The organism is Paenalicyclobacillus cellulosilyticus (assembly GCF_014647315.1).
In the GTDB taxonomy this organism is placed as follows: domain Bacteria; phylum Bacillota; class Bacilli; order Alicyclobacillales; family Alicyclobacillaceae; genus Alicyclobacillus_J; species Alicyclobacillus_J cellulosilyticus.
In genome coordinates, this window is sequence record NZ_BMOY01000004.1 from 79,505 (window position 1) to 104,411 (window position 24,907).

Genomic DNA, 24,907 nt, shown 5'->3' on the forward strand with positions numbered 1-24,907 from the left:
TCCCCCCTTTGCGCGCGATGCGCAGCATGCTGTCAGTTGCGCAGCGGCTTGCCGGTCGCCAACATGTGGCGCATCCGCTGCCGGGTCTTCTCCTCGCCGATGAGGCTGAGAAACGCCTCGCGCTCCAGGTCGAGCAGGTAGCTTTCCGGCACCTCCGTCCCGCGCGGCAGATCACCACCGGTCATCACCCGGATGAGATGGTGCGCGATCTTCACGTCGTGATCGGTGATGCGGCCGGCCAGGCGCATATCGGCCACACCCACCTTGAGCGCGGCGGCGGCCGGTTCTCCGCCCACCGGGATGCGTGCCGGGCGCGGCGGCCGGTAACCGGACCGGGCGAGTCCGAGCGCCGCCTGCTTGGCGTCGTACAGCAGCCGGTCGCGGTCGAACGTCACGCCGTCTTCCGCGCGCAGGTAGCCGAGGCGCTTGGCATCCTGGGCGCTCGTCGACACCTTGGCCAGCGCGACCGTCTCGAACGCAAAGCGAAGGAACGGATCGAGCCGGACCTCGACGCCGGGCGGTATGCGGCTCGCCGCGCGCAGGGCCATCTCCTTCGTGCCGCCTCCCGCCGGGATCAGTCCGACACCCGTCTCGACCAACCCGAGGTACGCTTCCGCCGCCGCCTGCACCCGGGCGGCGGCGAAGCACACCTCCAGGCCGCCGCCGAGGGTCATCCCGAACGGGGCCGCGACCACCGGTTTCCGCAGATACTTCAGGCGCAGGACAGCCTGTTGAAAACGGCGGACCATGGCGTCAATCTCGTCCCAGTTCTCGTCCTCCGCCTCCATCAACATCAGCATCAGGTTGGCGCCCACGCAGAAGTGGCGGCCTTCGTGGCCGATGACGAGCGCCTCCCAGCGCGCCTCCACCTCGTCCGCCGCCTGCTCCATCATCGCGATGACGTCCGGACCGATGGCCTGTTTGGGCGCGTGCAACTCGAGGCACAACACGCCGTCGCCGAGATCGACGAGGCTTGCCCCCGGATTGCCTGCGACCAGGTGCCCGGCCTCCTTGAGCTGCACGAGCGAGATGCGCTCCGGCGGCTGCTCGACGCCGCGGTACACGCCCGCGGCGGTATAGCAACGCAAGACGCCGCCTGTGCCGCGCTCGTAAAACACCGCCGGTTGGCGGCTTGCCACGTGCGCGACCGCCTGCGGCAAGCGCTCCCCTTCCGCTTCCATGCGGCGCGCCAGGGCCGTCACGCCGAGCGCGTCCCACATTTCAAACGGGCCGAGCTCCCAACGGAACCCCCACTTCATCGCCTGGTCGACGGCAGCCACGTCGTCCGCAATCTCCGGCAGCTTCTCCGCCGCGTAGAGGAGCACCTTTTTCAAGACGAACCAAGCGAAGTCCGCCGCGCGGTCGCCTCCCTGCAGCAACGCCCGCAGCCTGTCCGCAGCGGACGGCAGCGCGCGCGCCGCCTCGATGACCGGGGAAGACAGGCGCCGCCGCGGACGGTACGACCACGTGGCCAGGTCGAGCACTTCCAGCTCGCCCGTCTCCCGGTTGCGGCGGTAAAAACCGCCCCCCGCCTTCTCGCCGGTCCAGCCGCGCGCCACCATCTCCTCGATGAACGCCGGGACGGCGAACACCGCCCGCTCCGCCGGGTCCGGCAGGGCTTGCTGCATGTGGCGCGCCACGTGGACATACGTGTCGATCCCGACCAGGTCCAGGGTGCGGAACGTGGCGCTCTGCGGCCGGCCCATGACCGGACCGGTCAGGTCGTCCACCTCGTCCGGCGCCAGCCCGAACGCCGCCATGGCGTCGAGCGTGATCGCCAAGGCGTACGTGCCGATGCGGTTGGCGATGAAATTGGGCGTGTCCTTGGCAATCACGACCCCCTTGCCGAGCACCTGCGCCGAAAACGCCTGCATCCTCGCCACGACCGCCGGGTCGGTGTCGGGTCCGGGGATGATTTCCAGGAGTTTCATGTAGCGCGGCGGATTGAAGAAGTGGGTGCCGAGGAAACGGCGCCTCACCTCGGGCGGACAGCCCTCTGCGATGGCGGCGATGGACAGGCCGGAGGTGTTGGTGCTCAATACCGCTTCCGGCTTCAGGTGCAGCGCGGCGCGCGCGACGACATCCTGCTTGACGTCGAGGCGCTCCACGACCGCCTCGATGACCCAGTCGCACGCCGCCAGCCGCGGCAGGTCGTCCTCCAGGTTGCCGACCTCAATCCACGTGAGGTCGGACGGATCGAAACAGGGCGGAGGCTGCTGCTGCCGCAGTTGCTCGAGGGCACGGGCGGCGATGCGGTTGCGCACCTCGCGCGAAGCCAGCGTCAACCCGCGCGCCGCCTCCTCCGGCGTCAGGCGGTCGGGCACGATGTCCAGCAACAGGACGTCCAAACCGGCACCCGCCAACAGCGCCGCGATGGCGGAACCCATCACGCCGGCTCCCAGCACGGCGACCCTGCGGATATGCGGATTCACCTCGTCATCCCCTTTCCGGCGCGGCAGCGTTCACCCCATGGTGCGGCGCGCCGCGAACGCCTCCTGCAGCCTCCCGGTCACCGGCCCGGGACCCTTGGCCTGCCACAAGGTGACGAGCGGCCCGTCGCGCCCGACCAATCCGCGCGGGCGTTCCTCCCCGAGCTGGTGCAACGACGGAAGATCCGCTTCATACGCGAGAATCCTGTCGACCGCCAACACCTCGGTCGTCGTCCCGGTGAGGAACACCTCGTCGGCAGCGGCGAGTTCAGCCAGCGGCCAAGCGACCTCGCGGACAGGGATGCCCAGATCATGCGCCAGACCGAGCACGAAACGGCGGGTGATACCCGCAAGGATGTAGCGGTTGGCCGGATGGGTGTAGAGCACCCCTTGGTGCACGACGAACAGGTTGCTGGCCGCCCCTTCCGTGATGGCGCCGGACCGCACCAAGAGCGCCTCGTCCGCCCCCGCCCGCCGGGCGTTCTCTTTCGCGATCACGTTGGGCAACAGGTTGATGCTCTTCACCCAGGCGTTGGCCCACCGCTCATCCGGCAGGCACAAGAGCGTCGCCGCGCGGGGCGCGGGCGGCGCTGTCCACGGCCGCACCACCATCGTCACGGCAGGTTGAACATCCGGGAACGTGTGCGCGCGCGGCGCCGTCCCGCGCGTCACCTGCCAGTACACCGTCGCCTCCGCCGCACCGCTTTGTGCCACCGCCTGTTCGATGAGCGACGTCCACTCCGCATCGGAGTGGGGATTCGCCAGTCCGATGGCGGCAAGGCTGTGCGCCAAGCGCTCGAGGTGCCACGCGAGCAAAAACGGCCTGCCGCCGTACACGCGCACCACTTCGTAGACCCCGTCGCCGAACAGGTGCCCCCGGTCCTCCAGCGGCACCACGGCGCCATCCGCGTCCGCCGCGACGAACACCCCGTTGACGTACGCGACGCTGGGCATCCTCGCTTCCCCTCGCTTTATCCACGTTGTATGATAAGTGGAAACCGTTCATGCGCGGAGGTGAGACGATTGAGCGATTGCATCTTCTGCAAAATCGTCCAGGGAGAGCTGCCGGCGGACAAAGTCGCCGAGACCGACGACCTGCTTGCGTTCAGGGACATCCGGCCCCAGGCCCCGGTGCACGTGCTGATCATCCCGAAAAAGCACATCCCGTCGGCCCACGCGGTGACGGAAGAGGACGCCCCGCTCATCGGGCGCCTGCACCGGTTGGCGCAACAGGTGGCGGAGCAGACCGGCGTCGCCGCAACCGGGTACCGGCTCGTAACCAACGTCGGCACCCACGGCCAACAGACCGTCCACCACCTGCACTACCACCTGTTGGGAGGCCGGCAACTCACCTGGCCGCCCGGCTGATGCCCGGCGGCCCAGATGCCCGGCGCTTCGGATGCCCGGCTGATGCCCGGCGGCCGTTTCTCGGCTTCTCCTTGTCCAGCCGCATCCCATCTCCTCTGCACCTCATTCTGCCGGCTGTTCCGCCGGGCGCGTCACCTCGACGCCGTTGAGGAGAAGGCGGGGCACAATCCGCGCCTTGAGCGACGCGGATGCGGAGCAGTACTTCTCTTCGCTCAATTGGATGGCCCGCCACGCCTTCTCCGGCTGCACATCCCCTGTCACCTTGTACGTGAGGGTGATCTCGGTGAACGCTTGCGGATGCTCCTCCCGCCGCTTGCCCTCGGCTTCAATCTCCAGGCTCTGCAGCGGTTGGCGCATCCGCTCCAGGATCATCGCCACGTCAATCCCGGTACATCCGGTCAACCCCATCAGGAGCAGCTCCATCGGCCGGTGCCCCTTGCCTTCACCGCCCGCTTCCGCGCTGGCATCCATGCTGACGGTGTATCCCGAAGGTCCGGTGGACACAAAATGACGCTTCCCTTGCCATGTGGTGGTGACGCGCATCGGCTGTCTCCTCTCTTCGTGCGTGACCTTGCGCCACGATGCGGGCGATGGCTGGCGGCGCCAGTCATCGCCCGCGCTGGAGCCGGTCATGGAACTCGCCAGTGCATGGTGCGCTTCCTGGCGTTGCCTCTATTGTACGTTGGCCGCATCCGCAGGCTCAAGCGAGAGGCGGGATCAGCCACAACGCGGCGAGCCCCATCACCGCACCGTGCCATGCCCCGGCGATGACATCGCTTGGGTAATGGAGGCCATGGTACACGCGCGAGACGCAAAGCAGGATGGCGAGGCCCACAAGCAGCACCCGGTAGCCCGGAACCGGCCAAAACGCGACGGCCAGCGCGAACGCGCCTGCCGCGTGGTTGCTCGGGAACGAATCGCCGCGGCCGTGGGCGAGGAGCGGAACAAACGCCTTCTGTTCGAACGGCCGCGGCCGGTGCACCAGGCGGGCGGCGATCTCGTTGGCGACACGGACAGCGACCGCTGCGGCCACGGCACACAGGCCGCACCCAAGCGCGCGCGGCACACCGGTGGCGGCAGCCCAGCCCATGGTGAACACCATCGCCAAGGGGGCCCAGCGGCCGAGGACGACGCTCGCCGCATCCAGCGTCGGCCAGCGGTGCCACAGCCGCCGCGCCCAGGCCACCGCGCGTTCATCCCATACGTTCGCACGCGCGCAGGCGGCCGCCAGGCGCCGCTTGGGATATGACATGAAAACCGTGTGCGCCACGCGCGTCACCCCGCATCCTGGAACACTCGATGGCGAACGGGATAATCGGTCCCGCGGCCGACCTGGACGGTCAGGTCGTCCGTCAGCGCTCGGTCGAACGCCGGCACGTCGTACAGTTCGATGTCGCCTTCGTGGTTCACGTCGTACGCTTGGCGGCTGAAGTTGGCGCTGCCGATGATGAACACCCTGCCGGCGTCGACGTCGAGGATCTTGGCGTGCATCAACTCATCCCCGTACGGGCGGTAGAACCGCACCGCCGCACCGGCGTCCCGCAGTCGGTTGGCGGTGCGCCGGTTCTGCGACTGCGTCGGATCGAGCAGGACCTCGACGGCGACACCACGCCGGCATGCGGCGACGAGCGCGTCGATGACCTGCCAGTCGGAGAGCACAAACGCCTCCATGCGGATGGAGGTGCGGGCTGCCTCAATGGCCTGCACGACGTGTCGGCGCACCGCGCGGTCGTAGAGGAGCGGATGTTGCGCTGCGGGCGCCTGGGCGGGTTCGCCGTGCGCCCGTGCCCAGTCCCAGCGGAAGAGGGCCAAAAACGACGGATTGGCCTTCGCCAGATAGACGGACGCGTCGTTGTTGTGCCAACTGTAGGTCCCGAAATTCATGCCGCCGAGGAGGACGCCGCGGTCGGTGACCATCATTTTGATATGGGAGATCCCGCGCGGGATGCGCAATGACTGCACCGCGACCCCGGCGTGGCGCAAATACGGAAACCCCTTCGACTGAGATGCCCGTTCGTTCGCATCGACCACGACGCGCACGTCCACGCCGGCGCGACGGGCATCCACCAAGGCCTGTAAAATGTCCGGGTCCGACAGCTCATACATGTCGAGATACACGTAGCGTTGGCTGTGGTGAATCAGGGATAAGGCCTCGCGCTTGACATCCTCACCCCAGACGAGCGTCATCCCGTCTTCCGTCACCGGTTTGGGCAATGGCGGGGTCGTCCGCGGCGCAATCCCGATGCCGCCGATGCCGCAGCCTGTGCACAGCCCGGCGAGAAGCACGGCGATGCCCGTCCACTTCCACCGCATGAGTCTCCGTCTCGTCATGCACAGTCTCGTCATGCACCGCTCTCCCTTCACACGTTTTCTCTAGGGTTCTCCTCTGCGGCGCCAGCTCCTGTTTGCAATACGCTCAACCGCTGCTGATATTGGCCGAACACACGTTTGGATTTTCGGCTCGGCATGCCGTATACTCATAAGTGCCATGAGAACATACGTTCGGGGTGAGACGATGCGCGTCACAGCCATTCTGCGCGAACTGTTGATCTTGGAATGGTTCGAACACCGCTTGCAGCGGCGGCGCCGTGAACTCACCCGACAGCTCGCCGCGGCAGGTGTGCGCATCGTGGATCGCATGGACAGCGAGCTGGACGTGACCATCCGCTACACCGAGCGCGACTGGGAACGGCAAGCCGTGTACATGCGCCCGATGCTGGAGGCCGAGGCGGCCGGCCGGCTGCGCAAGGCGGGGATACAACCATGAGCGAATGGAGCGAATGGATCGTGGGCCACATCGATATGCAGAGCTTTTATGCTTCCGTCGAGATCGCCGCCGACCCGCGGTGGGCGGAGCGGCGGCAGCTGGAGGACGACCTCACCGATCCGCCGCTCGCCGTGACGGGTGACCCCAAACGCCGCAGCGGGATTGTGCTCGCCGCATCGCCCACCGCCAAACGCGCCGGCGTGGATACCGCCATGCGCCTGGGCGAGGCGTTGCAGGCTTGTCCGCGGCTGGTGACCGTCCGCCCGCGCATGCAATTGTATCTCGACATCTCCGTGCGCGTCCACGACATGGTGCGCATGGCGTTCCCGCTGTACGAACCGTTCAGCGTGGACGAGTGCTTCTTCGCCTTCCCCTGGCCGAGCGACCTGTTCCCGGACCCTGTCGCGGCCGCTCGCCGACTCAGGGAACAGATATGGGACCAATTCCGCATCCGCTGCCGGATTGGTCTCGCCCCCAACAAATGGTGCGCCAAAATGGCGAACAAACGCGCCAAGAAGACGCCGGGCGGAGTGGTCTGGTGGCCGAGGGAACGGGTGTTGGCCGAGCTCCATCCGCTGCCCGTCGAGGAGATGTGGGGGCTCCGCCGGCGCGCGGAGGTGCTCAAGGCGCAATTCGGCTGCCGGACCATCGGCGATGTTGCCCGCATCCCCGTCGGCCGCCTGCGGGATGCGTTCGGCGTCTGGGGCGAGGTCATCCACCGCTGGGCCCACGGGATGGACCCATCCGGCATGCACCCCGGCACGATGCGCGTCCCGCACCAGGGGTTCTCGAACCGGACCACGTTGCCGCGCGATTACGTGGAGCGGGCGGACATCTGCGTCGTCGTGCTGGAACTGCTGGATGAAGTATGCGAACGCGCCCGGCAGGCCGGTCAAGCCGGGCGGCGGATCGGGCTTGGCTTGACGTACGAAGGTTTGACGGGTGGATTCTACCGCGCCAAAACCCTCCCTTGGCCCACCAACCGGCCGGAAGAACTGTACCCCACGTTGCTGGCCTTGCTGGATCGCCACTGGGACGGGCGCGGGGTACGGGCGGTGTCCGTATCGCTCGACATGCTGACATGGGAGAACTCGCTGCAGTTATCGCTGTTTGCGGACGTGCCGCGGCGAACAAGGTACTGGCGGACCGTGGACGAAATTCGCGCGCGCTTTGGCGAGACGGCGGTGATGCGCGCAAGCAGCCTGCTGCCGGCCGGCCAGATCCGCGAACGCGCGCGCAAGATTGGGGGGCACTGGGCGTGACGTCCATCCGCGACGGCAATATCTTCGCAGCGATGCGGCTTTTGCTTCCGGAACACCGGGCGACAGCAGAAACGTACCGGCAACAACGGGAACGCCGACAACCGCCGGAACTCTCCGAGGATGCGCTGACGGAGATGCAGTTCATCCTGCAGAAAGCGGCAGCACGGCGGAAACCCGTGCGGCTGACGCTGTTTGACCAGGCACAAGATGAGATGCTCCTCGGTATCCCGGAAATCCGCGACGGACGGATTTGGATACACACAGAGGACGGCCGTCGCCTGCCCTTGGACGGGCGGCGGGTGCTGCGGGTGGAGCCCGGATAACCCGCCGCATCCATGCGGCCTACCGGTTCCGGCTCGAACGCACCTTCCGTACGCGATGCACCGTCGGCGTGTGATGAGGGATGACCGAAATGGTCCCGTCCATCTCCAAGATGGCCGTATCGACCTCTTCGATTCGCTCTATGCCATGTTCGCGTAATGCAGCCATCAGCTCATCCAACAAAATCCCTTCGCGCCGGAGATGCTCCTCCATCACGCGGCCGCGGGTGATGAGCACAACGGGAGCACCCTCGACAAAGCGGCGAAGCCGGGTTCGGTGACTGACGAGCCCGTTGAGGAGAAGGAGCACCACCGCCCCCGCCAAACCGCCCAGCAAGGAATTGTCAGGGCCAATCATGGCGTTCTGCACCACGTTCGACAAGAGCAACAGCGTGAGCAAATCAAACGGCGTCATCTGTCCGAGCATCCGGCGCCCCACCATGCGGAGGGCGATGAGCAGCACCGCGTAGACCACAACCACCCGAGCCGCCGTAAACAAGATCGTCCAGCCCTGCCCGAGTGCTTCGTCGACATGGGACATGAACGGCGCCATGCCATCTCACCTGCCCACGATGGATTCAAGACCCTGGCTTCTATGATACACCTCCATGTCTTCTCGACATCTCAAACACAATTTCTTAAACTCTTTTCAGCAGCGTCCCGCTGCCTCGCAGCGTGATCGCTTTCCGTTGCCCCCAGGAAACGACGACATCTCGCCAAAGGAGATCTCTATGTGCGGTCTGTGCGGAATGATAGGGAAGATGGGCCGGCCGGCGGACGAAGGGATCCTGAGAAGGATGAATGATGCCATGCTGCACCGCGGCCCCGACGACGAAGGGTATTTCTTGCAAGACCACATCGGCATGGGGTTCCGGCGGCTCTCCATCATCGATGTGCAGGGAGGTCATCAGCCGCTTGGCAACGAAGACCAAACGGTGTGGCTCGTCTTCAACGGGGAGATCTACAACCACCGTGCGCTGCGCAACATGCTGCGCGCCCGCGGTCACCGGTTTGCGACCCACTCGGACGGCGAGGTGATTTTGCACCTTTACGAAGACATGGGTATGGACTGTGTGCGCGAACTGAGAGGCATGTTCGCGTTTGCCTTATACGATGTACGGCAAGGCGACGTCTTTCTTGTCCGCGATCCGTTTGGCATCAAGCCGTTGTACTACGCGGACTTGCCCGGTTTCTTCCTGTTCGCTTCGGAGGCCAAGAGCCTGTTGGCCAGCGGCCTGATTCGGCCAGAGGTTCATCCGGCGGCGTTATGGAACTATTTCACGTTCCAATACGTACCTGATCCCCAAACCATGTGGAAGGCCATTCAAAAGCTGCCCCCTGCACACTATCTGCACTGGAAAGCGGACAGATGGACGCTCCACAGGTACTGGCGCGCGGAGTTTCGCCCGGATGAAACGCGCCCGTTGTCGTATTTTGTCGAAGGGGTGCGGCAAAGACTGCGGGAATCCGTGCAATTGCACATGCAAGCCGACGTCCCCGTCGGAGCCCTGCTGTCCAGTGGCGTGGACTCCAGCGCCATCGTCGCGTGGATGCGCGAGTTGGGTCCGGTGCATACGTTCAGCGTGGGATTTTCCGGAGCGCATCCGGCGCACGATGAACTGGCGATGGCCCGCGCGACGGCCCGCCACCTGGGGACCATGCACCATGAGGTCCGCGTCCGTGCGCAGGAATACCGGGATGTGCTGCCGAGACTCGTGTATTATCAAGACGATCCCGTGGCCGATCCAAGCGCCATCGGCTTGTACTTTGTCTCGGAACTCGCCGGCCAATACGTGACCGTCATTTTGTCGGGAGAAGGCGCCGATGAGATATTTGCCGGTTACCCCATTTATCATGAACCCTATTCCCTGCGCATCTTTTCTTATATCCCGGAACGCCTCCGCCGACACCTGCGCGATTTCGCGGCCAAATTACCAGTCGGCATGAAGGGCAAGAGTTTTCTGGAACGCGGAACGTTGCCTCTGGAACGGCGGTTTGTCGGGAATGCGTTTATCTTGAATGAGGAGGCAAAGCGCGAGCTTTTGCAAGGGATCGACGCGTCACAGATTGTACAGACGCCCTATGACATCACGCAAACCTATTACGCCGAAACAACCCATCTGGATGACATCACGCGCATGCAATACCTCGATATCCATACCTGGTTGCCGGGAAACATTTTGATGAAAGCGGACAAGATGACCATGGCCAATTCGGTGGAGTTGCGCGTGCCGTTCTTAGACAAAGAGTTGTTTGCGTTCGCCGCGACCATACCCACCAAGTACCGGATTGTGGGACGAACCACGAAATACGTGTTGAGAAAGGCCGTGGCCGACCTGCTTCCCAAGGCGGTGTCCACACGTCCGAAGCTTGGTTTTCCCGTACCGATTCGCCAATGGCTGCGCGCTGAACTGCGGGATTTCGCGTACGACGTCCTGCAATCGGACGCGGTCGATCCGTTTCTCAACCGCAAGCACATGCTCGAGATGTTTCGCGCACACTGCGCCGGCGAGCGGGATTTTGCACGCCCGCTTTGGACCATCCTGACGTTCCTGTTGTGGTTCGACATCCATATTCGGCAGCGGCGCACGTTTCAACCATCCATTCCGCCGACCGTCCGCATCCGCCGGACATCGTCGCCCGCCACCTGACGCAAGGAGGAGACTTCGTGAAAGCACAGGCATCGTTCATCTCCCGCGGATGCGGCACCATCCTCAGCATCGGATGCGCGTGCCTGCTCCTCCTCTCGGCCAGCGAGGACCATGTGATTGCGGCGAGTCCCCGGCACACAGAGAACCATCCATCGACCCCGCGCAGGGTCGTTGCCTTCACCAAGCATCCATTGCCCACGGCCGCTTTGATCCCCGTGCCAGGTCAATCGCAACTGCCTGAACTCCCCAACGGTTGCGAGGTGACCACGCTATCCATGCTGCTCGCCGCGATGGCCCATCCCGTGGACAAGTTGACGCTGGCCAAAGAAGAGCCGACGGATCCTACGCCCGTTGTGTATGACGCGCATCATCGCATTGTCTATTGGGGTGACCCGAACCGAGGATTCGTAGGCAAAGTGGACGGTCATCCAGGATATGGTATATATCACCGGCCCATTGTCGCGCTGCTGAACCGGATCCTCCCCGGCAAGGCCATCGATCTCACCGGCCGTCCGTTCACAGACCTTCTGGCCATGGTGGCCCACCATACCCCGGTCATGGTCTGGACAACGACCAGCTTCCGCCCCACGTCCGACTGGATCACATGGAAAAGTCCGGATGGGCCCGTTCGCGCGACGTTTTTGGAGCATGCCGTTCTGCTCGTGGGTTACAATCGCACGAAACTGTTTATCAATGACCCCCTCGACGGTTCCGTGGCCAAAGCGGTGGACCGAGCCCCGTTCATCGCGGCGTGGCGGCAGCTTGGCCGCCAAGCGGTGACCGTTTCCCGGTGAGAGGCCATATTCGTGCAAGAACAACAAAGGCCGCCCCACCCCCTGGAGCGACCTTGCGCGTTGCAAGCAAGTTGTCATTGGCCAGAAGTCTGGGCCGTCACCGTCAGCGTCACGCTCTCCGAGACACCGCCCTGGGTGAACGTCACCGTGTAGGTACCCGGCGTCGCACCCGGCTGCACCGTCACCGTGCCGGTCACCGGATCGATGCTTACGCCCTGCGCGCCTTCCGGCCCCGACAAGCTGTACACGCCGCTTACCGCCAGCGTGTTCCCCGCCGCGTCTTTCACCGTCGGTTGCACCGCGACCACATCGGTCACAGCGGCTGCACCAGACGCCGGGATCACGATGCTCGACGTGGCGTAGGCCAATCCCGTGACGCTCGCCGGAACGCCGGACGCTGAACCGGACGCCGAAGAACCTGATGTCGTCGAACCGGACGACGTGGCCGACGGCGCCTTCGCCAGCTGGATCCACAGCTTCGTGTACCGGATGGCCGACGCCTGCAGGTCGAGGATGGTTTTCTGCAGCTCGCGCAACGCGCCATCGAGCGGCTGTTTCCATCCGCCTTTCCTTTGCGAGTCGGCCTCCTTGATCCGCAGGTCCACCTCGTCCTCCAGCATGGCGATCTCTTTGTACCGCAACTCATCCAGCCGCAGTTGCACCGGCTTCTTCTCCCTGCGGTCCTTCGCAATCTGGCTCTGCGCCGCCTTGGCCTGCGCCTTCAGTTTCGCCCGCTGCTGCAACAGAGGCTGTCCCCCGCCAACGTCCGCCGGGATGTTCGCCTCCGCATTCGCCAGCGTCTGCTCCGCCGCATATAACGCCGCAATCTGTTGATTGAGCGTGTCCACGGTCGCCTTCAACTGTGCGACGGTCTGATTGGCAGATTGGAGCGACGCCGCCTGCTGCAAAAGCTGCGCCTCCAACTGTTGGTTCTGCTGATACCGCGCGGCAAACTGTGCCTGCAACTGAGAAGAAGCGTCCTTCGCCAAGACGGCCGGCGTCGCCAGCGCGCTGGTCAGGACGCACGCCGCCACGGCACCCATTGTTTGCGTTTTGCGCAACACCATTCACAGCACCTCCGGTGAATTGGGCTTGCTCTGAATGTACCGCCATCACCTTAAAACTTTCTTAACAAAGCGGAGGACCACCGTCTCCGGAATTCATCGTGTCACACTGGAAACGGTGGCGTTTGCCAAAAGCACAAGCCAAAACGTGATCGCGCTGTTCATCGGGTTTGACGATGAGTCCATTCATAAAATGGAAGAAAAATGGGAACGGTGGGGGGCGCCCTGCCGCTTGGTGACCATCAAGAGCGAGTACCGCTCTCTGCTTGGCCCTTTATCCCGCTTCGTCCGCCGGCTCGAATTCTGGGAAGGCGGGAAACCCGATCATATTCAGATTTTGATTGCTCAGTTCGTGCCGAGAAAATGGTGGCATCACCTGTTGCACAACCAGACATCGTTTCTGTTGCGCATGTGGATGATTCGGCATAAGGACGTGGTCGTGACCACGGTACCGTATCACCTGCACAAGTGAACCCTGGACTTCCACCGCCACAGGCCGAATCCGCGGCGGTCGCATCCGCAGCGGTCCGTCTTCGTCACGGATGCGCCGCGCCATCCTGTCCCGCCGACTCCGGCGCGCTTCCCCTCCAGCGCAAGAGCGAACGGGCGGCCGCCTGTCCGCTGCGGACGGCGCCCTCGAGACAGGCGGGCCAACCCGTATCGGTCCAATCGCCGGCCAAAAACAACCCCGCGATGGGAGATACAGGAGAAGGGCGAAGCCCCCACGTGCCCGGGGCCGCAAGGAAGGTGGCACGCGGCTGCCAAACGGGAAACGCGTGCAACAACCGGACATCGGCCATCTCCCGCGGGTGAGCTTGGCGCAGTTCCTGGTCGACCTGGCGGACGATCTCATCGCCCTGTATGCCCCGGAGCGCGTCGGCGGCGCTCAGGGAAACCGAGAGCAGCCGGCCGTCCAGATCAGGGTTGCCCAACAGGCGGCCGCGATTGAACACAAACTGCAACATTCCTCCGCAGTACGCCGCCACTTCCCGGCGAAAGACCGGCCGGTCGTACAGGAGATACACGTTCAGGATGGGGCTCCAACTCAGCCGAGCCAGCCCTGAAAACGTTGCATGACCCTGCCATCCGGACGGCAGGAGCCGGTACAAGGCGTCATGGGGGACGGCGGCCACGACGGCTTCCGCAGGAATGAACATGCCTTTGCGGACGCGAACCCCGCACACGCGGCCGGACTCCACCACAATCTCCTCCACCGCTTGGTGGAATCCCACGTTTGCCCCCCGTCGTGTCAACGCCTGGACAGCCCCTTGGGCGACGTCACCCAAAGGGATGGTAAAGTACCCAAGGCGGGCGGCCTGCCACCCCGACAACACGCCCATGCGAAACGACGTCAACGCCAACGCAGCACTCACCCGCTCCGCATGTCCGTTCAATACCGCCACGCCCACCAAGTCCCACAAGCGCTCCACGGCTCGATCGCTCTGCCGGTGCAAGGCCAACCAATCGGCGAACGAAAGGTGATCCCAACGCCTGAAATCCAGTCGGGTCAAATGCCGCACCATCCCCACGAGGCGGGCGCGATCCATCCGCGAAAGATGACGGTAACGGACGAGCGTCCGCGCCAGGTGAAGCGGCCCAGGCAGCCGCACGCTCGACAGGTCAGCCCAGCATCCGCCGGCGTACACCGGGATGTGCAGCAGGTCCTGAAAGCGAACGGCATCGCCCAATCCGAGCGCCGTGAGCAACTGCACCATCGCTGCACAGCATCCAAGCAGGACGTGCTGGCCATTGTCCAACTCCAAGCCGAACGAGCGATCGCGGAACGAGAACGCACGTCCGCCGGGGTGCGGTGCACGTTCCAAGACCCAGACCTCGCGCAGGCGCGCTTGCCCCCCGCGTGCGTCTTTTGCACAGAGGAGCTCCCAAGCTGCCGCCATCCCGGCCCAGCCCGCACCGATGACGACCACCCGGCCGCTCCCGTCGCGGTCGCCGAATGACCGCCGGGATGGCACAGGCCAAACCATGTCCGTATCCTTCAAACCGTTTGCTTCTGCCATAGGGCTCCCCAGAAAAGCTGCATTTTGCGTGGCGTGGATACCCGGATGCGCACATCAAATACGTGAAACCGGTTCGCCTCAATCTGCTGCAACAATTCGTAGTAGACAGCATACAGCAAATGCAAGCAGCGCAACGAGTCCTCCTCGATGAGCGGGAACAACCTCTGCGCCCGCTCGTAATACTGGCGTGCCCGCGCCACCTGGCGTTGCATCAGGACTTCAAACGCCGGCGTGTAGCGTAGGTTGCGCAGGTCTTCGAGCGCGTAGCCCGCTTCCGCCAACTCTTCGAGCGGCAGGTAAACACGTCCGCGCTCCACGTCCTCCCGCAAATCGCGCAGGATGTTCGTCAGCTGCAGCGCGATGCCCATGTCCACCGCGAGCTTGAGGGCGTCCGGGTGCTTGTAGCCGAAGATGTGCACACACAGCCGGCCGACCGTCCCCGCCACGCACTCACAGTAGTGCTGCAACTCCGCGTACGTGCGAAAGCGGACCAGTTGCATATCCATCTGCATGCCTTCCATCATGGAAGCGAACGGTTCCTCGGGGAGGTGAAAGCGCCGGATGGTGTCCCCCAAGGCCTGAACGAGCGGATGCGGATCCGACGCATAGCCGCTTCCTGCCGCGCGTTGATACATCTCCCAGACACGCTGCAGACGTTCACGCGCGTCCTGTCCTTGATGCTCGTCCACGGCGTCGTCGCACGCGCGACTCCACGCGTACACCGCGTAGATGGCGGATCGCTTCGCGGGAGGAAGCAGACGCATGCCGTAGTAAAAGCTGCTGCCGGCCTTGCGCACCACCCGTTCACAGGCTTTGTACGCTTGCGTCAACCGCACACCCTCACCTCCTCGGCGCAATCGTGAACAAGGCCCGACAGGCAAGCCAAGCCTTGGCTGCAGGGCCGACGGTCGGCCGGCGCAGGAACGGATCGTACCCTTGGCGGCGCAACGCCTGCAGCACAGCCTGGCCACCCAGGCGATACAACCGAAGCTGCAGAGAGAGGCGAAACGGGACCATGCGTTCCAGGCGGGCACCGCTGCGGAACAGCGCCTCCGCCCGTTCACATTCAAACGCGATGCACCGGCGCAGCCGCGGATTCATACGGCCGCGCCGGTAGTCGTGCAGGAGCTCCTCCACGCTGGTGCCAAACTGCGCCAAGTCCGACAAGGGCAGATAGATCCGCCCCATTTCCAGGTCGCGCCCCACGTCTTGGAGAAAGTTCACCAGTTGCAAGGCGGTGCAGATGTCGTCCGATAACCGTTGGCGCTCCTCGTCCCGGTAGCCGAACAGGGCAAGCACCAGGCGTCCCACCGGATCGGCCGAGCAGCGGCAGTAGTCGCGCAGTTCCTCCCAGGTGTGATACCGGTGAACCGTTTGATCCCTGCGATTGGCCTCGATGAGACGAAGAAACGGCTCTTCCGGCAGGTCGAAGCGACGAATGGTATCCTGCAGGGCGACGAATACCAGCGCATCCGGCTGACCCGTAAAGCAAAGCCGGAGCTGCCGCTCCCATTCGGCGAGCGCCTGCAACCGGTCTCCTTGCCACTCGTCTCCGAGATCGTCCACACCCCGGCAGTACGCATACAGTGCACAGAAGTGCGGGCGCAACGCCCGGGGCACAAAGCGGGATACGACCTGAAAGTTTTCATAGTGCCGGGTGACCTGGGCGCAGTATTGGTACGCCTCCTCCAGGCGAGTCAGCAAAGCCCCTTCCTTGTGCACCGCCCACGCCCACACCATGGCGATTACCCCTCATCCTGCCGGATGGCCGCGCGCCATCGGCCGAGTGCCAAAACCGGAAAGACGTTTCGGTACATGTGATAGCCAATGTAAAAATCACGCGGAAATCCGGTCCCGGTATAATGAACCTCGTCCCAGCCCCCGTCCGTACGCTGCGTGTGGAGCAGATAGGCGACCCCGCGGCGGGCGGATTCGCTCCCCGCGCGCCCGCCGGCCACCAAGGCCAGGAGCGCCCATCCGGTCTGTGACGGTGTGCTCTCGCCCCGGCCTGCGTATCGTGCATCGTCATAGGAACGGCAATCCTCACCCCAACCGCCGTCCTCGTTCTGGTGCGCCTCGAGCCAGTCGAGGGCGCGTTGAATCCATGGCTCCGTGACATCCATCCCCACGGCCGCCAGGCCGGGAACCACCGCGCCGATGCCGTAGATATAGTTGACGCCCCACCGCCCGAACCACGATCCGTCCGGCTGCTGCGCCCGTTTCAGATAGTCGATGCCGCGGCGGACGACCGACCACGCGTCGTCGTAACCAAAGCTCCCGAAGCATTCCAGGACATGGCCGGTGACATCCTCGGACGGCGGATCGATCACCTCACCGAAGTCACAGAACGGGATGCGGTTGACCAATTCGCGGGTATTGTCCACATCGTACGCACCCCAACCGCCGTTTCGGCTCTGCATGCCGACCAACCAGCGGAAGCCGGCTGTGAGCGCCCGCCGCCTCCGCATCTCGTCGGGAAGCTGCAGGCTGTTGAGGGCCAGCAAGACCATGGCGGTGTCGTCGATGTCCGGATAGTGGACATTGTCGAACTCGAACGCCCATCCCCCCGGTTCCAACTGCGGACGGCGCACCTGCCAATCGCCGGGGACAAACACCTGCCGGTCGCACAACCACAACCCCGCGCGCACCAGCGCGGGATGATCCGGGGGCAGACCGGCGGCCCGAAGCGCCAGCACCGCCAGCGCAGTGTCCCACACCGGCGATACGGAGGCTTGGAACCACCATCCGCCGTCCGGAGTGTTCACGCCGTACGACTCAAGCCCTGCCACACCCTTCTGGTACACGGGATGATCCGTTTTCCCGAGCACCTTGAGCGCCAACAGAGCGTAAAACCACGGGGGTTGGATGCCGCCCCAACTGCCGTCCCCCGCCTGGTGTTCGAGGATCCATGCCAACGCCTTTTGCTCGGCTGCGGCTCTGCCAGGATGCACGGATAGGTTCTGATACCAGTGCAGCGCGCGGTCGAGCGCAAGGAACAGGCGGTGCTCGCCACCCTTGGGCGGCGGCGCAGCCTGTCCGGCCGGCAGATAAAGTTCCGGGATGCCTGCCCCGTCCGGAAGCGGGAACACGGGACGGCGGCTCATCAGGATGCTGATGGGGACGACCGTCGCGCGCGCCCAACTCGCAAAATCGTAGATGTTGAGCGGGAACCACTTGGGCAAAAACATGATCTCCGGCGGCACGACAGGCAATTTGGACCACGGGTACTGGCCGACCAAGGCCAGCCACAGGCGTGTAAACACCCGCGTGGCGTCCACGCCCCCGTTTGCCAGGATGAAATCGCGTGCGCGCGCCATACGTGGATCGGTTTCCGGGACGCCGATGAGCTTGAGCGCTTGGTACGCTTCCACGGTGGCATTGAGATCGCCCGGTCCGCCCGGGTAGATGGCCCACGTACCGTCTGCGCGCTGCTGGCTGAACAGATAGCGCTGAATCTGTTGTTCGCGATCCCGGTTGCGGCAGTCCAAACAATGGCACAACAGCACGTATTCGGCTTCCATGCACACATTGGACGCGAGCGGCCCCCACCAGTAACCGTCCGCATACTGCAGGGAGAGCAGGTGGTCGACGCCGGCAGCCAACGCCTCGTCGATCGTGGTTCGCGACAAAGATACGCTCACGCAGCACTCACCCCTTTCCGCCGGCGGGCGGGATCGCATGTTCTGTCACATCCCCCGCCGCACCGTGCATCCGAAACGTGCGGAACCAGGCGACCGCTTCCGCCAACGCCTGACGGACCGGCGTCTGCGGAAGCCCCAGCTCGCGAACCGCCTTCTCCGCAGTGAAATACATCGGCTGTTTGGCGAGTTGCACGCCCGCGAGCGGGATACGGGCAGGCCCGCCGCGCACCGGCGTGACGACGAATTCGTCGACCACGGCGGCGCACCATGCGACCCAAAACGGAATGCGCAGCTTGGGTGGACGGCGGCCGGCCAACTCCGCCACGACCTGAAGGATCTCGCTCAAATGCATGTTCTGATGGCCGAGGATGTAGCGTTCACCGCTTTGGCCGTGCCGCCACGCCAAGAGGTGACCGGCGGCCACGTCTCCGACGGACACCACATTCAAACCCGTCTCGACATACCCGGGTATGCGCCCCTTCATCGCATCGAGCACGATCCGTCCGGTCGGCGTCGGCTTGACATCCCCCCATCCCACAGGGGCCGACGGGTTGACGATCACGATGTCCATGCCTTCGCGGCAGGCGTCCAACACGAGGTTTTCGGCGAGGATCTTGCTGCGTTTGTAGGCGCTGCGGACGCTGGCGGGATCGACAAAGCGTGACTCATCGGCCGGGCCGCCGTCCGCGCGCAAGCCGATGGTCGCAGTGCTGCTGGTGTACACCATCCGCGGACCGCCCGCCCGCCGCACCGCCGCCAACACACGGCGCGTGCCTTCGACGTTGACGGCATACATGCGCGGTCCGTCGCGCCGATCGAGCGAATAGTGGGCTGCGACGTGGAACACCGCATCACACCCAGCTACCGCCGTCCCAATCCCCTCGCCGGTGGCGAGGTCTCCCATCACCACTTCGACCCCGAGCGGCTCCAGGCGGCGCGCGGCCTCCCGCGATCGGACCAGGACCCGAACGCTGTGTCCTGCGGACAGCAGGGTGCGGACGACATGAAAACCGATAAAGCCGCTGCCCCCCGTTACAAGTGCGCGCACAACAACCGCCTCCCCGCTTCCGCAAGCGCCCGCCGGGCCGCCAACGCCCGCGCCGGGAGCCGCACGGCACTCCGCCAACTCCGTCCATTGCGCCAATCCGGCAGGTATTCCTCAGCCGCATCCAGCACGACGCGCAGGCAAAAGAACGGAATGCCTGCCTCCAAAGCCGCCTGGCACCAAGCATACGTCTCTTGATCGACCCACCGGGCCCGGTGACGCACCGCCAGCGCCGTTTTCTCTTCCGGTGTCCGCGCGGGCCTCTCGACAGACACCATGCGGCCGCTGGTCACGACGGGTAACGTGCCCCCGCGCCAGTCGTCCAGGGCCTTGGGTTGCCACGTCCGCCGCAACACCGGTTGACCCGGGGCATCCGCCGCGAATTCATCCGGCATGACCACGCACCCGGCCCTGTCCCCAGGCAGCAAGCCGCCGCATACGCCCGCGCCGATGACCAAATGCGGCCGTATCTTCTCCAACCACGCCGCAGCCGCCCGCCTGGCCCGCTCCGGGCCCATCCCGGTCACCGCCACGCACCACGCCTCACCCCTGCCCGGGATGCCGCGCCACGCAGCCGCTTCAAACGAGAGCGCCGTCAAAACCAACACCATGTCCGCCACCCCGTCATGAGGCGAACATCCAGCGCACCATGCGCCACGCGTCCCGCAGCGACATCTGCGCCACGGCGGACGCCTCGTAGCCGCTGTGCATCATGCAGCTGGCGCAGCGGGGGTTTTCTCCATACCCAAATTCCTCCCAGCGGGTATCCGCCATCATCTCCGCAAACGAGTCATAATGACGGTCGGTCAACAAGTAACAAGGTCCCTTCCACCCTTTTGGATCGCGCGTGGGATTGCCCCACGGGGTGCAGCGCAATTCCTTCTTCCCCATTAAGAAGTCGAGAAAGATAGGCGTGTTATAAAAGCGCACGCGCGGTCCCGCTTCCGCGACGATTTCCCGCACCATCCTGCGCGCCTCGTTCCTTCTGAGGAAAATCCCCCGGTTGGCCGGATCCACCTCCTCATATGTAAACGCGGGTGACAGGATGCAGTTGTCGACACCCATGTCGCACAGTTCCCGCAGCAGTTGTCCAATCGCCTTGGTGTCCGCCCCTTTGTACAAGGTGGTGTTCGTGGCAACACGGAATCCCCGCTCCTTGGCCGCGCGAATGCCTTTCATCACGATGTCGAACACGCCCGGGCGCTCCACCATGCGGTCATGGTGCTCGCGCGGTCCGTCGAGGTGGAAGACGAAGGTGAAGCGCGGGTCGGGGTCCAATTTATCGAGCACACGGCCGAGCAGAATGCCGTTGGTGCACAGCAACGTCAATTTGCGCCGCGCCAAAATGCCTTTGACAATCTCGACAATCTCGGGATGCACCAGCGGCTCCCCGCCCGCGATGGACACGGCCGGCGCACCGCACTCATCCACCGCGGCCAAGCACTCCTCCACGGTCAGCCGCTTGTTCAGCACCTCCGGACTCTGGCGGATCTTCCCGCATCCGGTGCAGGTGAGGTTGCACATTTCCGTGGGTTCGAGCATCAGGACCATGGGAAACCGGCGCCTGCCGCGCAACTTCTGCATCACGACATACTTGGCCATGTCCACGGTGAGACCCAACGGCTGCCTGGACACGTTCATCACCTCTCTATTCAGAAAAATTTAATCGCGATCGCGGCCGTTCCGGCGCATGGTTTAACGGTCGGCCCCCTGTGCCGTTCGTTCCAAGAAACCCGCATGACCACGCGCCAGCAACCATTCGCGCAAAAGACCGGTGATGACCAATGGCCGCCGCCTGAGTTCCTGCCAACTCCGGCAACCCGTGAGGACCAACAGCGCGCGCAGCGTCCAGTGCAACTCCTCCAGATAGCGGTCCAACGCAGCGTCTCCGTCCGGGTGATCCAAGAGGCGAAGCAACGCGCCAGCGATCCCGACGGCGGAAGCGCCCAATGCCATCGCCTTGGCGACATCGTGCCCCGTCCGGATGCCGCCGGACGCCACCACATCCACCCTGCCCCGGACAGCATCCACCACTTCGCAAACCGCGGCTGCAGTGGAAATACCCCACGCCTGCCACGCGTCGGCAAGCTCCCAGCCTCGCCGCCACGCCTCGACCGCGACGAAATTCGTCCCTCCGCGCCCGCCCACGTCAATGCCGCGCACACCCGTCTGCACCAAACGTTCCGCCTCCAAGGACGTGACGCCTTGGCCGACCTCTTTGGCAATGACAGGCACGCCCACCCGTTCCACGATGTGACGGAGGGCTGTGAGCGCGCCGCGAAAATCCCGGTCACCTTCCGCCATGAACAACTCCTGCGCCGCGTTGAAATGGACCTGAAGCATCTGAGCGCGGATGAGATCGACCGCGAACTGCGCGACGGAAACATCGGTGCCCATGCCCACATTGGCAATCAGCACACCATCCGGGTACACCTCACGCACCACTTGATAGGTGTACCTCATGTCGGGATCCCGCAGCGCTGCCGTCTCGGAACCCACTGCCATCGCCAGACCGTGCCGCCTGGCCGCCGACGCCAAACGGCGGTTCACCTCGTACGATTGCTCCGTGCCGCCCGTCATGGCGTTGATGATGACAGGCGACGCCAAACGGATACCGCACAGCTCAGTTTCCAAGCTCACCTCCTGCCAGCTCACTTCCGGGGCACAGTTCGGGAGAAGTGAGACGAACTCGAACCAAGAGGTCGCCAGCGGATTGTCGCTGAGGGTCCGCACCGCCTCCAAGTGTTCTGCCTTTCGACGCCTGCTGACGTGCGTCGCCTGGTCCAACCATGCATCAGCGGTTTGCAGGCGGCCGGGCTCGTTCGTAGCCAACCGTCACTCCCCCAAACATAGCCAACACAGAGTATTTCGAGATCCTTTTAGACGCATTATAGCAAAACGACAGACCTGTGAGCACGGACATGGGGTTGTATTGCGGCAGGCAGGACGAGCATCTCACCGGGTTGGACGATTACCCAGTGGTGAGGTCAGGAAAGCACTCGTGGCGGACGCCCACCACTGCTTTGCCGCCAGCAATTCGAAAGAGGAAAGCGACACCGTGATGAAGAAGGTTTTTTATGAGAAACCGAAGCATCGTCGAAGGAGCATCGACCCAACATGGCCACCATCTACGACATCGCAAAACGTGCCGGTGTGTCTCCGGCAACCGTCTCCCGGGTTTTGAACAGCTATCCGGATGTCAGTCCCAAAACGCGCGCCAAGGTGCAACGCGTGATTCAAGACCTTGACTATCAGCCGAGTTCGTTGGCGCGCGGCTTGGCGACCAAACGTTCCATGACCATCGGGGCGTTTGTCAAAGAAGGTCCCAACGATGGATTGCGACACCCGCTGCTTTCGGATGTCTTGGCCACTTTTCAAGATGTCGCCGGAGAAAAGGGCTATGACATCTTGTTCTTTTCCCTGAATGAAGCCAACCCGCAACCGGACAAATACGAAGCGATAGCAAGATACCGCCATGTCGACGGACTCTTGGTGCTCGGTTTGCCGCGGACCGACCCTGCGGTGATCGCGCTTTCTACATGCGGCATCCCCTGTATATCGATTGATCTCGATCTGATTGGTCCTCGTGCCGGTTACGTCATGTCGGACAACGTCGGCGGCGCCATGCAAGCCGTCGAGTTTTTGGTCCGGCACGGTCATCGGGCCATCGCGTTCATTGGCGACCAATTCGCAACCAAACCGGGGCATGATCGACTGATCGGGTTCCAACGTGCCATCCAGGCGTTCCATCTGCCCTTTCGCCCCGAGTGGGTGCAAGAAGGGGATTTCACGGATGCCAGCGGATATCAAGCCATGCAACGACTTTTCGAACTGCCCGACATACCGACCGCCGTGTTTTGCGCGAGCGACTTGATGGCCATCGGTGCCATGCGCGCCATCCAGGAGCGGGGGCTGAACGTCGGTGCGGACATTTCCGTCATCGGATTTGACGATATTCGCTGGGCCAGCATGGTCACGCCCGCATTGACCACCATTCGGCAACGCAAGGACGAATTGGGCAGACAGGCGGCATACGCCTTGCTGCGCATGATGGAGGAACCCTCCGCGCTCCCGCCCGTCATCACCGTCCCGACGGAATTGGTTGTGCGCGATACAGTCGGTGTTTGTCAAGTGAAAAGTTGGCCAGGGTGAGCACGGCGCCCCCCAATAAAACCAAGTATGTACATCCGGCGGCGTCCAAACATATCCGCCAAGCGTGCAAAAGGTACAACAAGACCAGCCAAAGTCAACAAATATGCCAAGCTGACCCACTCAATGATGTGCATGCGGACGTCAAAGTGGCGTTTGAGCACGGGCAAGGCGATGTTCATAATACTGGCATCGAGTGCGGCCATGAACGCACCCACGCACACGGTCCCGACCACCAACCACGGGTAGCCTGGACAGTCCTGGACTTCGGCATCGTCACCCGCCTGGCAGCGATTCAATTCGAATCCCCCCATACCCTGCTTGCATCAACATGGTTATCGCGACCCAAACGCCTGTGCAACGCACAAACCCAAGTCATGCCTCACGGCCAAATTTCGCCGCATTTAGGCGATGAAATTCTGCACTACGACGTCTATTTCCTCCATGTGAGCATGTTGCGTTCCGGCATTTCATCGGGCCATTCATGGATAGGTACATGCCGCCTCACGAAGGATTGTCCTCCCATACACTACATTGACCTTTCGTTCACGAGGAGGTGACTCCGCATGTACGACGGCGGATGCTTTGGCTGTAACCGCTCACGCTGTTTGGCGGAAGACGAGCGGTTTTTTGCTGCGTTCGTTGACGGAGGGTTTTCCGGGTGATTGTCGTATGACAATTCGTATCGTACCGACAATCATCGACAGGAGGGATAAAAGAAGAAGAGAGACCTTCAAGGTTTACCGGCCTCGGTCTCTCTTCTGCGGGGTCACGGTTCTCACCGTGCCCTGATTCAGGTATGTCTCAATCTTACACCATCCCCTTTCCCGACGTCGAGTCCTACCTGCAATTTTGTGTGGATCCGGATCTGGACCGGCTTCGCCCGCCCAGATGTGGTCATTGCGCACATCCTGTCTTGCATGGCCACGGCAGGTATAAGCGCAACGTGTGGGCAAAGGAGCGGTCGTGGCGTATCCCGGTGTTCCGGTTCCTTTGTGCGAATCCGGAGTGTAAGCGAACCTGCAGTGTGTTGCCTAGTTTCGTGGGACGGTACGAGCGGTTTGTGTGGGACGTCCAGGAGCAGGTGTGCACAAATGTGGATACACAGCACTCCATGGAGGAGGCGGGCAGGATAGTCCCCGCCCCGGTCGGCCCCATTTGTACCCGTACAGTGTGGCGGTGGTTCAGGCGTTGGCGGGCGTACATGGAGGAGTTGGAGAGCCAGTTCTGGCAGTACGTGATTTCGCTCCATCCCACGTTGCATATGCCAAGAGGGCGGGACCGGCCCACCCGCCGTCTGCAATACTGGCAGAAGGTTTGGATGCAGCTGGTGCCAAAGAAAGTGAACGTTCGACTCTTCCATGGCCTGTACCGTCTTCGCCAGTCGTGTGCAGCCCTC

The 24,907-nt window shown here is 63.7% G+C and carries 25 protein-coding genes and 1 pseudogene; 10 read left to right on the forward strand and 16 right to left on the reverse strand.

Going from position 1 to position 24,907, the window contains the following annotated elements; translation table 11 throughout:
• Positions 1–32 precede the first annotated feature (32 nt).
• A complete protein-coding gene (locus tag IEX97_RS02380) occupies positions 33–2,432 on the reverse strand; it encodes a 3-hydroxyacyl-CoA dehydrogenase/enoyl-CoA hydratase family protein (protein WP_188880920.1) in 2,400 nt (799 codons plus the stop codon).
• 30 nt (positions 2,433–2,462) lie between these two features.
• Positions 2,463–3,383 carry an aminotransferase class IV gene (locus IEX97_RS02385; RefSeq protein WP_188880921.1) on the reverse strand — a complete coding sequence of 307 codons (921 nt, stop codon included), beginning with the start codon at positions 3,381–3,383 and terminating at the stop codon, positions 2,463–2,465.
• 30 nt (positions 3,384–3,413) lie between these two features.
• Here IEX97_RS02385 and IEX97_RS02390 point away from each other — a divergent pair, with 30 nt between their 5' ends.
• Positions 3,414–3,797, forward strand: a complete 384-nt coding sequence (locus IEX97_RS02390; RefSeq protein ID WP_229776262.1) for a histidine triad nucleotide-binding protein — start codon at positions 3,414–3,416, stop codon at positions 3,795–3,797.
• Between the two features lie 102 nt (positions 3,798–3,899).
• Here IEX97_RS02390 and IEX97_RS02395 read toward each other — a convergent pair whose 3' ends face one another.
• From IEX97_RS02395 to IEX97_RS02405, 3 genes are all read right to left on the reverse strand, one after another.
• The gene (locus IEX97_RS02395; RefSeq protein WP_188880923.1) at positions 3,900–4,340 is read right to left on the reverse strand and encodes an OsmC family protein; all 441 of its coding nucleotides are present in this window, start codon (positions 4,338–4,340) and stop codon (positions 3,900–3,902) included.
• 157 nt (positions 4,341–4,497) lie between these two features.
• On the reverse strand, positions 4,498–5,067 hold the full coding sequence (locus IEX97_RS02400) for a phosphatase PAP2 family protein (protein WP_229776264.1): 570 nt from the start codon (positions 5,065–5,067) through the stop codon (positions 4,498–4,500).
• A 5-nt stretch (positions 5,068–5,072) separates the two neighbouring features.
• Entirely contained in the window at positions 5,073–6,110 is a 1,038-nt protein-coding gene (locus IEX97_RS02405; RefSeq protein ID WP_188880924.1) for a phospholipase D-like domain-containing protein, read from the reverse strand.
• A gap of 202 nt (positions 6,111–6,312) precedes the next feature.
• On the opposite strand from IEX97_RS02405, the gene IEX97_RS02410 reads away from it, so the two are divergent.
• The 3 genes from IEX97_RS02410 to IEX97_RS02420 are packed head-to-tail and all read left to right on the forward strand — an operon-like array spanning position 6,313 to position 8,149.
• Positions 6,313–6,564 carry a YhjD family protein gene (locus IEX97_RS02410; protein WP_188880925.1) on the forward strand — a complete coding sequence of 84 codons (252 nt, stop codon included), beginning with the start codon at positions 6,313–6,315 and terminating at the stop codon, positions 6,562–6,564.
• Positions 6,561–7,826: a DNA polymerase IV gene (locus IEX97_RS02415; protein ID WP_188880926.1), complete on the forward strand. Its 1,266-nt coding sequence runs from the start codon at positions 6,561–6,563 to the stop codon at positions 7,824–7,826. The genes IEX97_RS02410 and IEX97_RS02415 overlap by 4 nt, the downstream gene beginning before the upstream one ends.
• Entirely contained in the window at positions 7,823–8,149 is a 327-nt protein-coding gene (locus tag IEX97_RS02420; RefSeq protein ID WP_188880927.1) for a YolD-like family protein, read from the forward strand. The genes IEX97_RS02415 and IEX97_RS02420 overlap by 4 nt, the downstream gene beginning before the upstream one ends.
• Before the next feature lie 19 nt (positions 8,150–8,168).
• Here IEX97_RS02420 and IEX97_RS02425 read toward each other — a convergent pair whose 3' ends face one another.
• Positions 8,169–8,699, reverse strand: coding sequence for a DUF421 domain-containing protein (locus tag IEX97_RS02425; protein ID WP_229776266.1), 531 nt, complete (start codon positions 8,697–8,699; stop codon positions 8,169–8,171).
• A gap of 178 nt (positions 8,700–8,877) precedes the next feature.
• Between IEX97_RS02425 and asnB the strand changes: the two genes are divergently transcribed.
• Together asnB and IEX97_RS02435 are read left to right on the forward strand one after the other, a co-directional pair.
• Entirely contained in the window at positions 8,878–10,797 is a 1,920-nt protein-coding gene (gene asnB, locus IEX97_RS02430; RefSeq protein WP_188880928.1) for an asparagine synthase (glutamine-hydrolyzing), read from the forward strand.
• A 17-nt stretch (positions 10,798–10,814) separates the two neighbouring features.
• Positions 10,815–11,591 carry a C39 family peptidase gene (locus tag IEX97_RS02435; protein ID WP_188880929.1) on the forward strand — a complete coding sequence of 259 codons (777 nt, stop codon included), beginning with the start codon at positions 10,815–10,817 and terminating at the stop codon, positions 11,589–11,591.
• Between the two features lie 74 nt (positions 11,592–11,665).
• On the opposite strand, the gene IEX97_RS02440 is transcribed toward IEX97_RS02435, so the two are convergent.
• A complete protein-coding gene (locus IEX97_RS02440) occupies positions 11,666–12,658 on the reverse strand; it encodes a hypothetical protein (protein WP_188880930.1) in 993 nt (330 codons plus the stop codon).
• Between the two features lie 115 nt (positions 12,659–12,773).
• Between IEX97_RS02440 and IEX97_RS02445 the strand changes: the two genes are divergently transcribed.
• A complete protein-coding gene (locus IEX97_RS02445) occupies positions 12,774–13,127 on the forward strand; it encodes a hypothetical protein (protein WP_229776268.1) in 354 nt (117 codons plus the stop codon).
• A 64-nt stretch (positions 13,128–13,191) separates the two neighbouring features.
• Here the strand turns inward: IEX97_RS02445 and hpnE are convergent, their stop codons facing one another.
• Genes hpnE through fni form a run of 8 tightly spaced genes read right to left on the reverse strand, consistent with a single transcriptional unit; the run spans position 13,192 to position 22,191 of the window.
• Positions 13,192–14,640 (reverse strand): hydroxysqualene dehydroxylase HpnE, encoded by a 1,449-nt coding sequence (gene hpnE, locus IEX97_RS02450; protein ID WP_188880931.1) that lies wholly within the window; start codon positions 14,638–14,640, stop codon positions 13,192–13,194.
• 11 nt (positions 14,641–14,651) lie between these two features.
• Entirely contained in the window at positions 14,652–15,509 is an 858-nt protein-coding gene (hpnD, locus tag IEX97_RS02455; RefSeq protein ID WP_188880932.1) for a presqualene diphosphate synthase HpnD, read from the reverse strand.
• A gap of 4 nt (positions 15,510–15,513) precedes the next feature.
• On the reverse strand, positions 15,514–16,413 hold the full coding sequence (gene hpnC / locus IEX97_RS02460; protein WP_188880933.1) for a squalene synthase HpnC: 900 nt from the start codon (positions 16,411–16,413) through the stop codon (positions 15,514–15,516).
• Between the two features lie 5 nt (positions 16,414–16,418).
• Positions 16,419–18,314: a squalene--hopene cyclase gene (gene shc, locus IEX97_RS02465; protein ID WP_229776269.1), complete on the reverse strand. Its 1,896-nt coding sequence runs from the start codon at positions 18,312–18,314 to the stop codon at positions 16,419–16,421.
• Between the two features lie 7 nt (positions 18,315–18,321).
• Entirely contained in the window at positions 18,322–19,362 is a 1,041-nt protein-coding gene (gene hpnA, locus IEX97_RS02470) for a hopanoid-associated sugar epimerase (protein WP_188880935.1), read from the reverse strand.
• Complete coding sequence (locus IEX97_RS02475; RefSeq protein ID WP_188880936.1) at positions 19,347–19,970, reverse strand: phosphorylase family protein; 624 nt, start codon at positions 19,968–19,970, stop codon at positions 19,347–19,349. The genes hpnA and IEX97_RS02475 overlap by 16 nt, the downstream gene beginning before the upstream one ends.
• Positions 19,971–19,983: 13 nt before the next feature.
• On the reverse strand, positions 19,984–20,994 hold the full coding sequence (gene hpnH, locus IEX97_RS02480; protein ID WP_188880937.1) for an adenosyl-hopene transferase HpnH: 1,011 nt from the start codon (positions 20,992–20,994) through the stop codon (positions 19,984–19,986).
• Positions 20,995–21,054: 60 nt separating this feature from the next.
• The gene (fni, locus tag IEX97_RS02485; RefSeq protein ID WP_229776271.1) at positions 21,055–22,191 is read right to left on the reverse strand and encodes a type 2 isopentenyl-diphosphate Delta-isomerase; all 1,137 of its coding nucleotides are present in this window, start codon (positions 22,189–22,191) and stop codon (positions 21,055–21,057) included.
• Between the two features lie 285 nt (positions 22,192–22,476).
• On the opposite strand from fni, the gene IEX97_RS02490 reads away from it, so the two are divergent.
• Positions 22,477–23,511, forward strand: a complete 1,035-nt coding sequence (locus tag IEX97_RS02490; protein ID WP_188880938.1) for a LacI family DNA-binding transcriptional regulator — start codon at positions 22,477–22,479, stop codon at positions 23,509–23,511.
• Here IEX97_RS02490 and IEX97_RS13495 read toward each other — a convergent pair.
• Entirely contained in the window at positions 23,487–23,822 is a 336-nt protein-coding gene (locus IEX97_RS13495) for an MFS transporter (protein ID WP_268238305.1), read from the reverse strand. The two genes, IEX97_RS02490 and IEX97_RS13495, sit on opposite strands and share 25 nt — an antisense overlap.
• Before the next feature lie 485 nt (positions 23,823–24,307).
• Here IEX97_RS13495 and IEX97_RS13980 point away from each other — a divergent pair.
• Positions 24,308–24,619 (forward strand): annotated as a pseudogene (locus IEX97_RS13980) (DUF6431 domain-containing protein); the annotation flags it as partial.
• Positions 24,620–24,712: 93 nt separating this feature from the next.
• Positions 24,713–24,907, forward strand: a 195-nt coding sequence (locus IEX97_RS13500; protein WP_229776275.1) for a hypothetical protein, incomplete at its 3' end; no start/stop codon positions are given.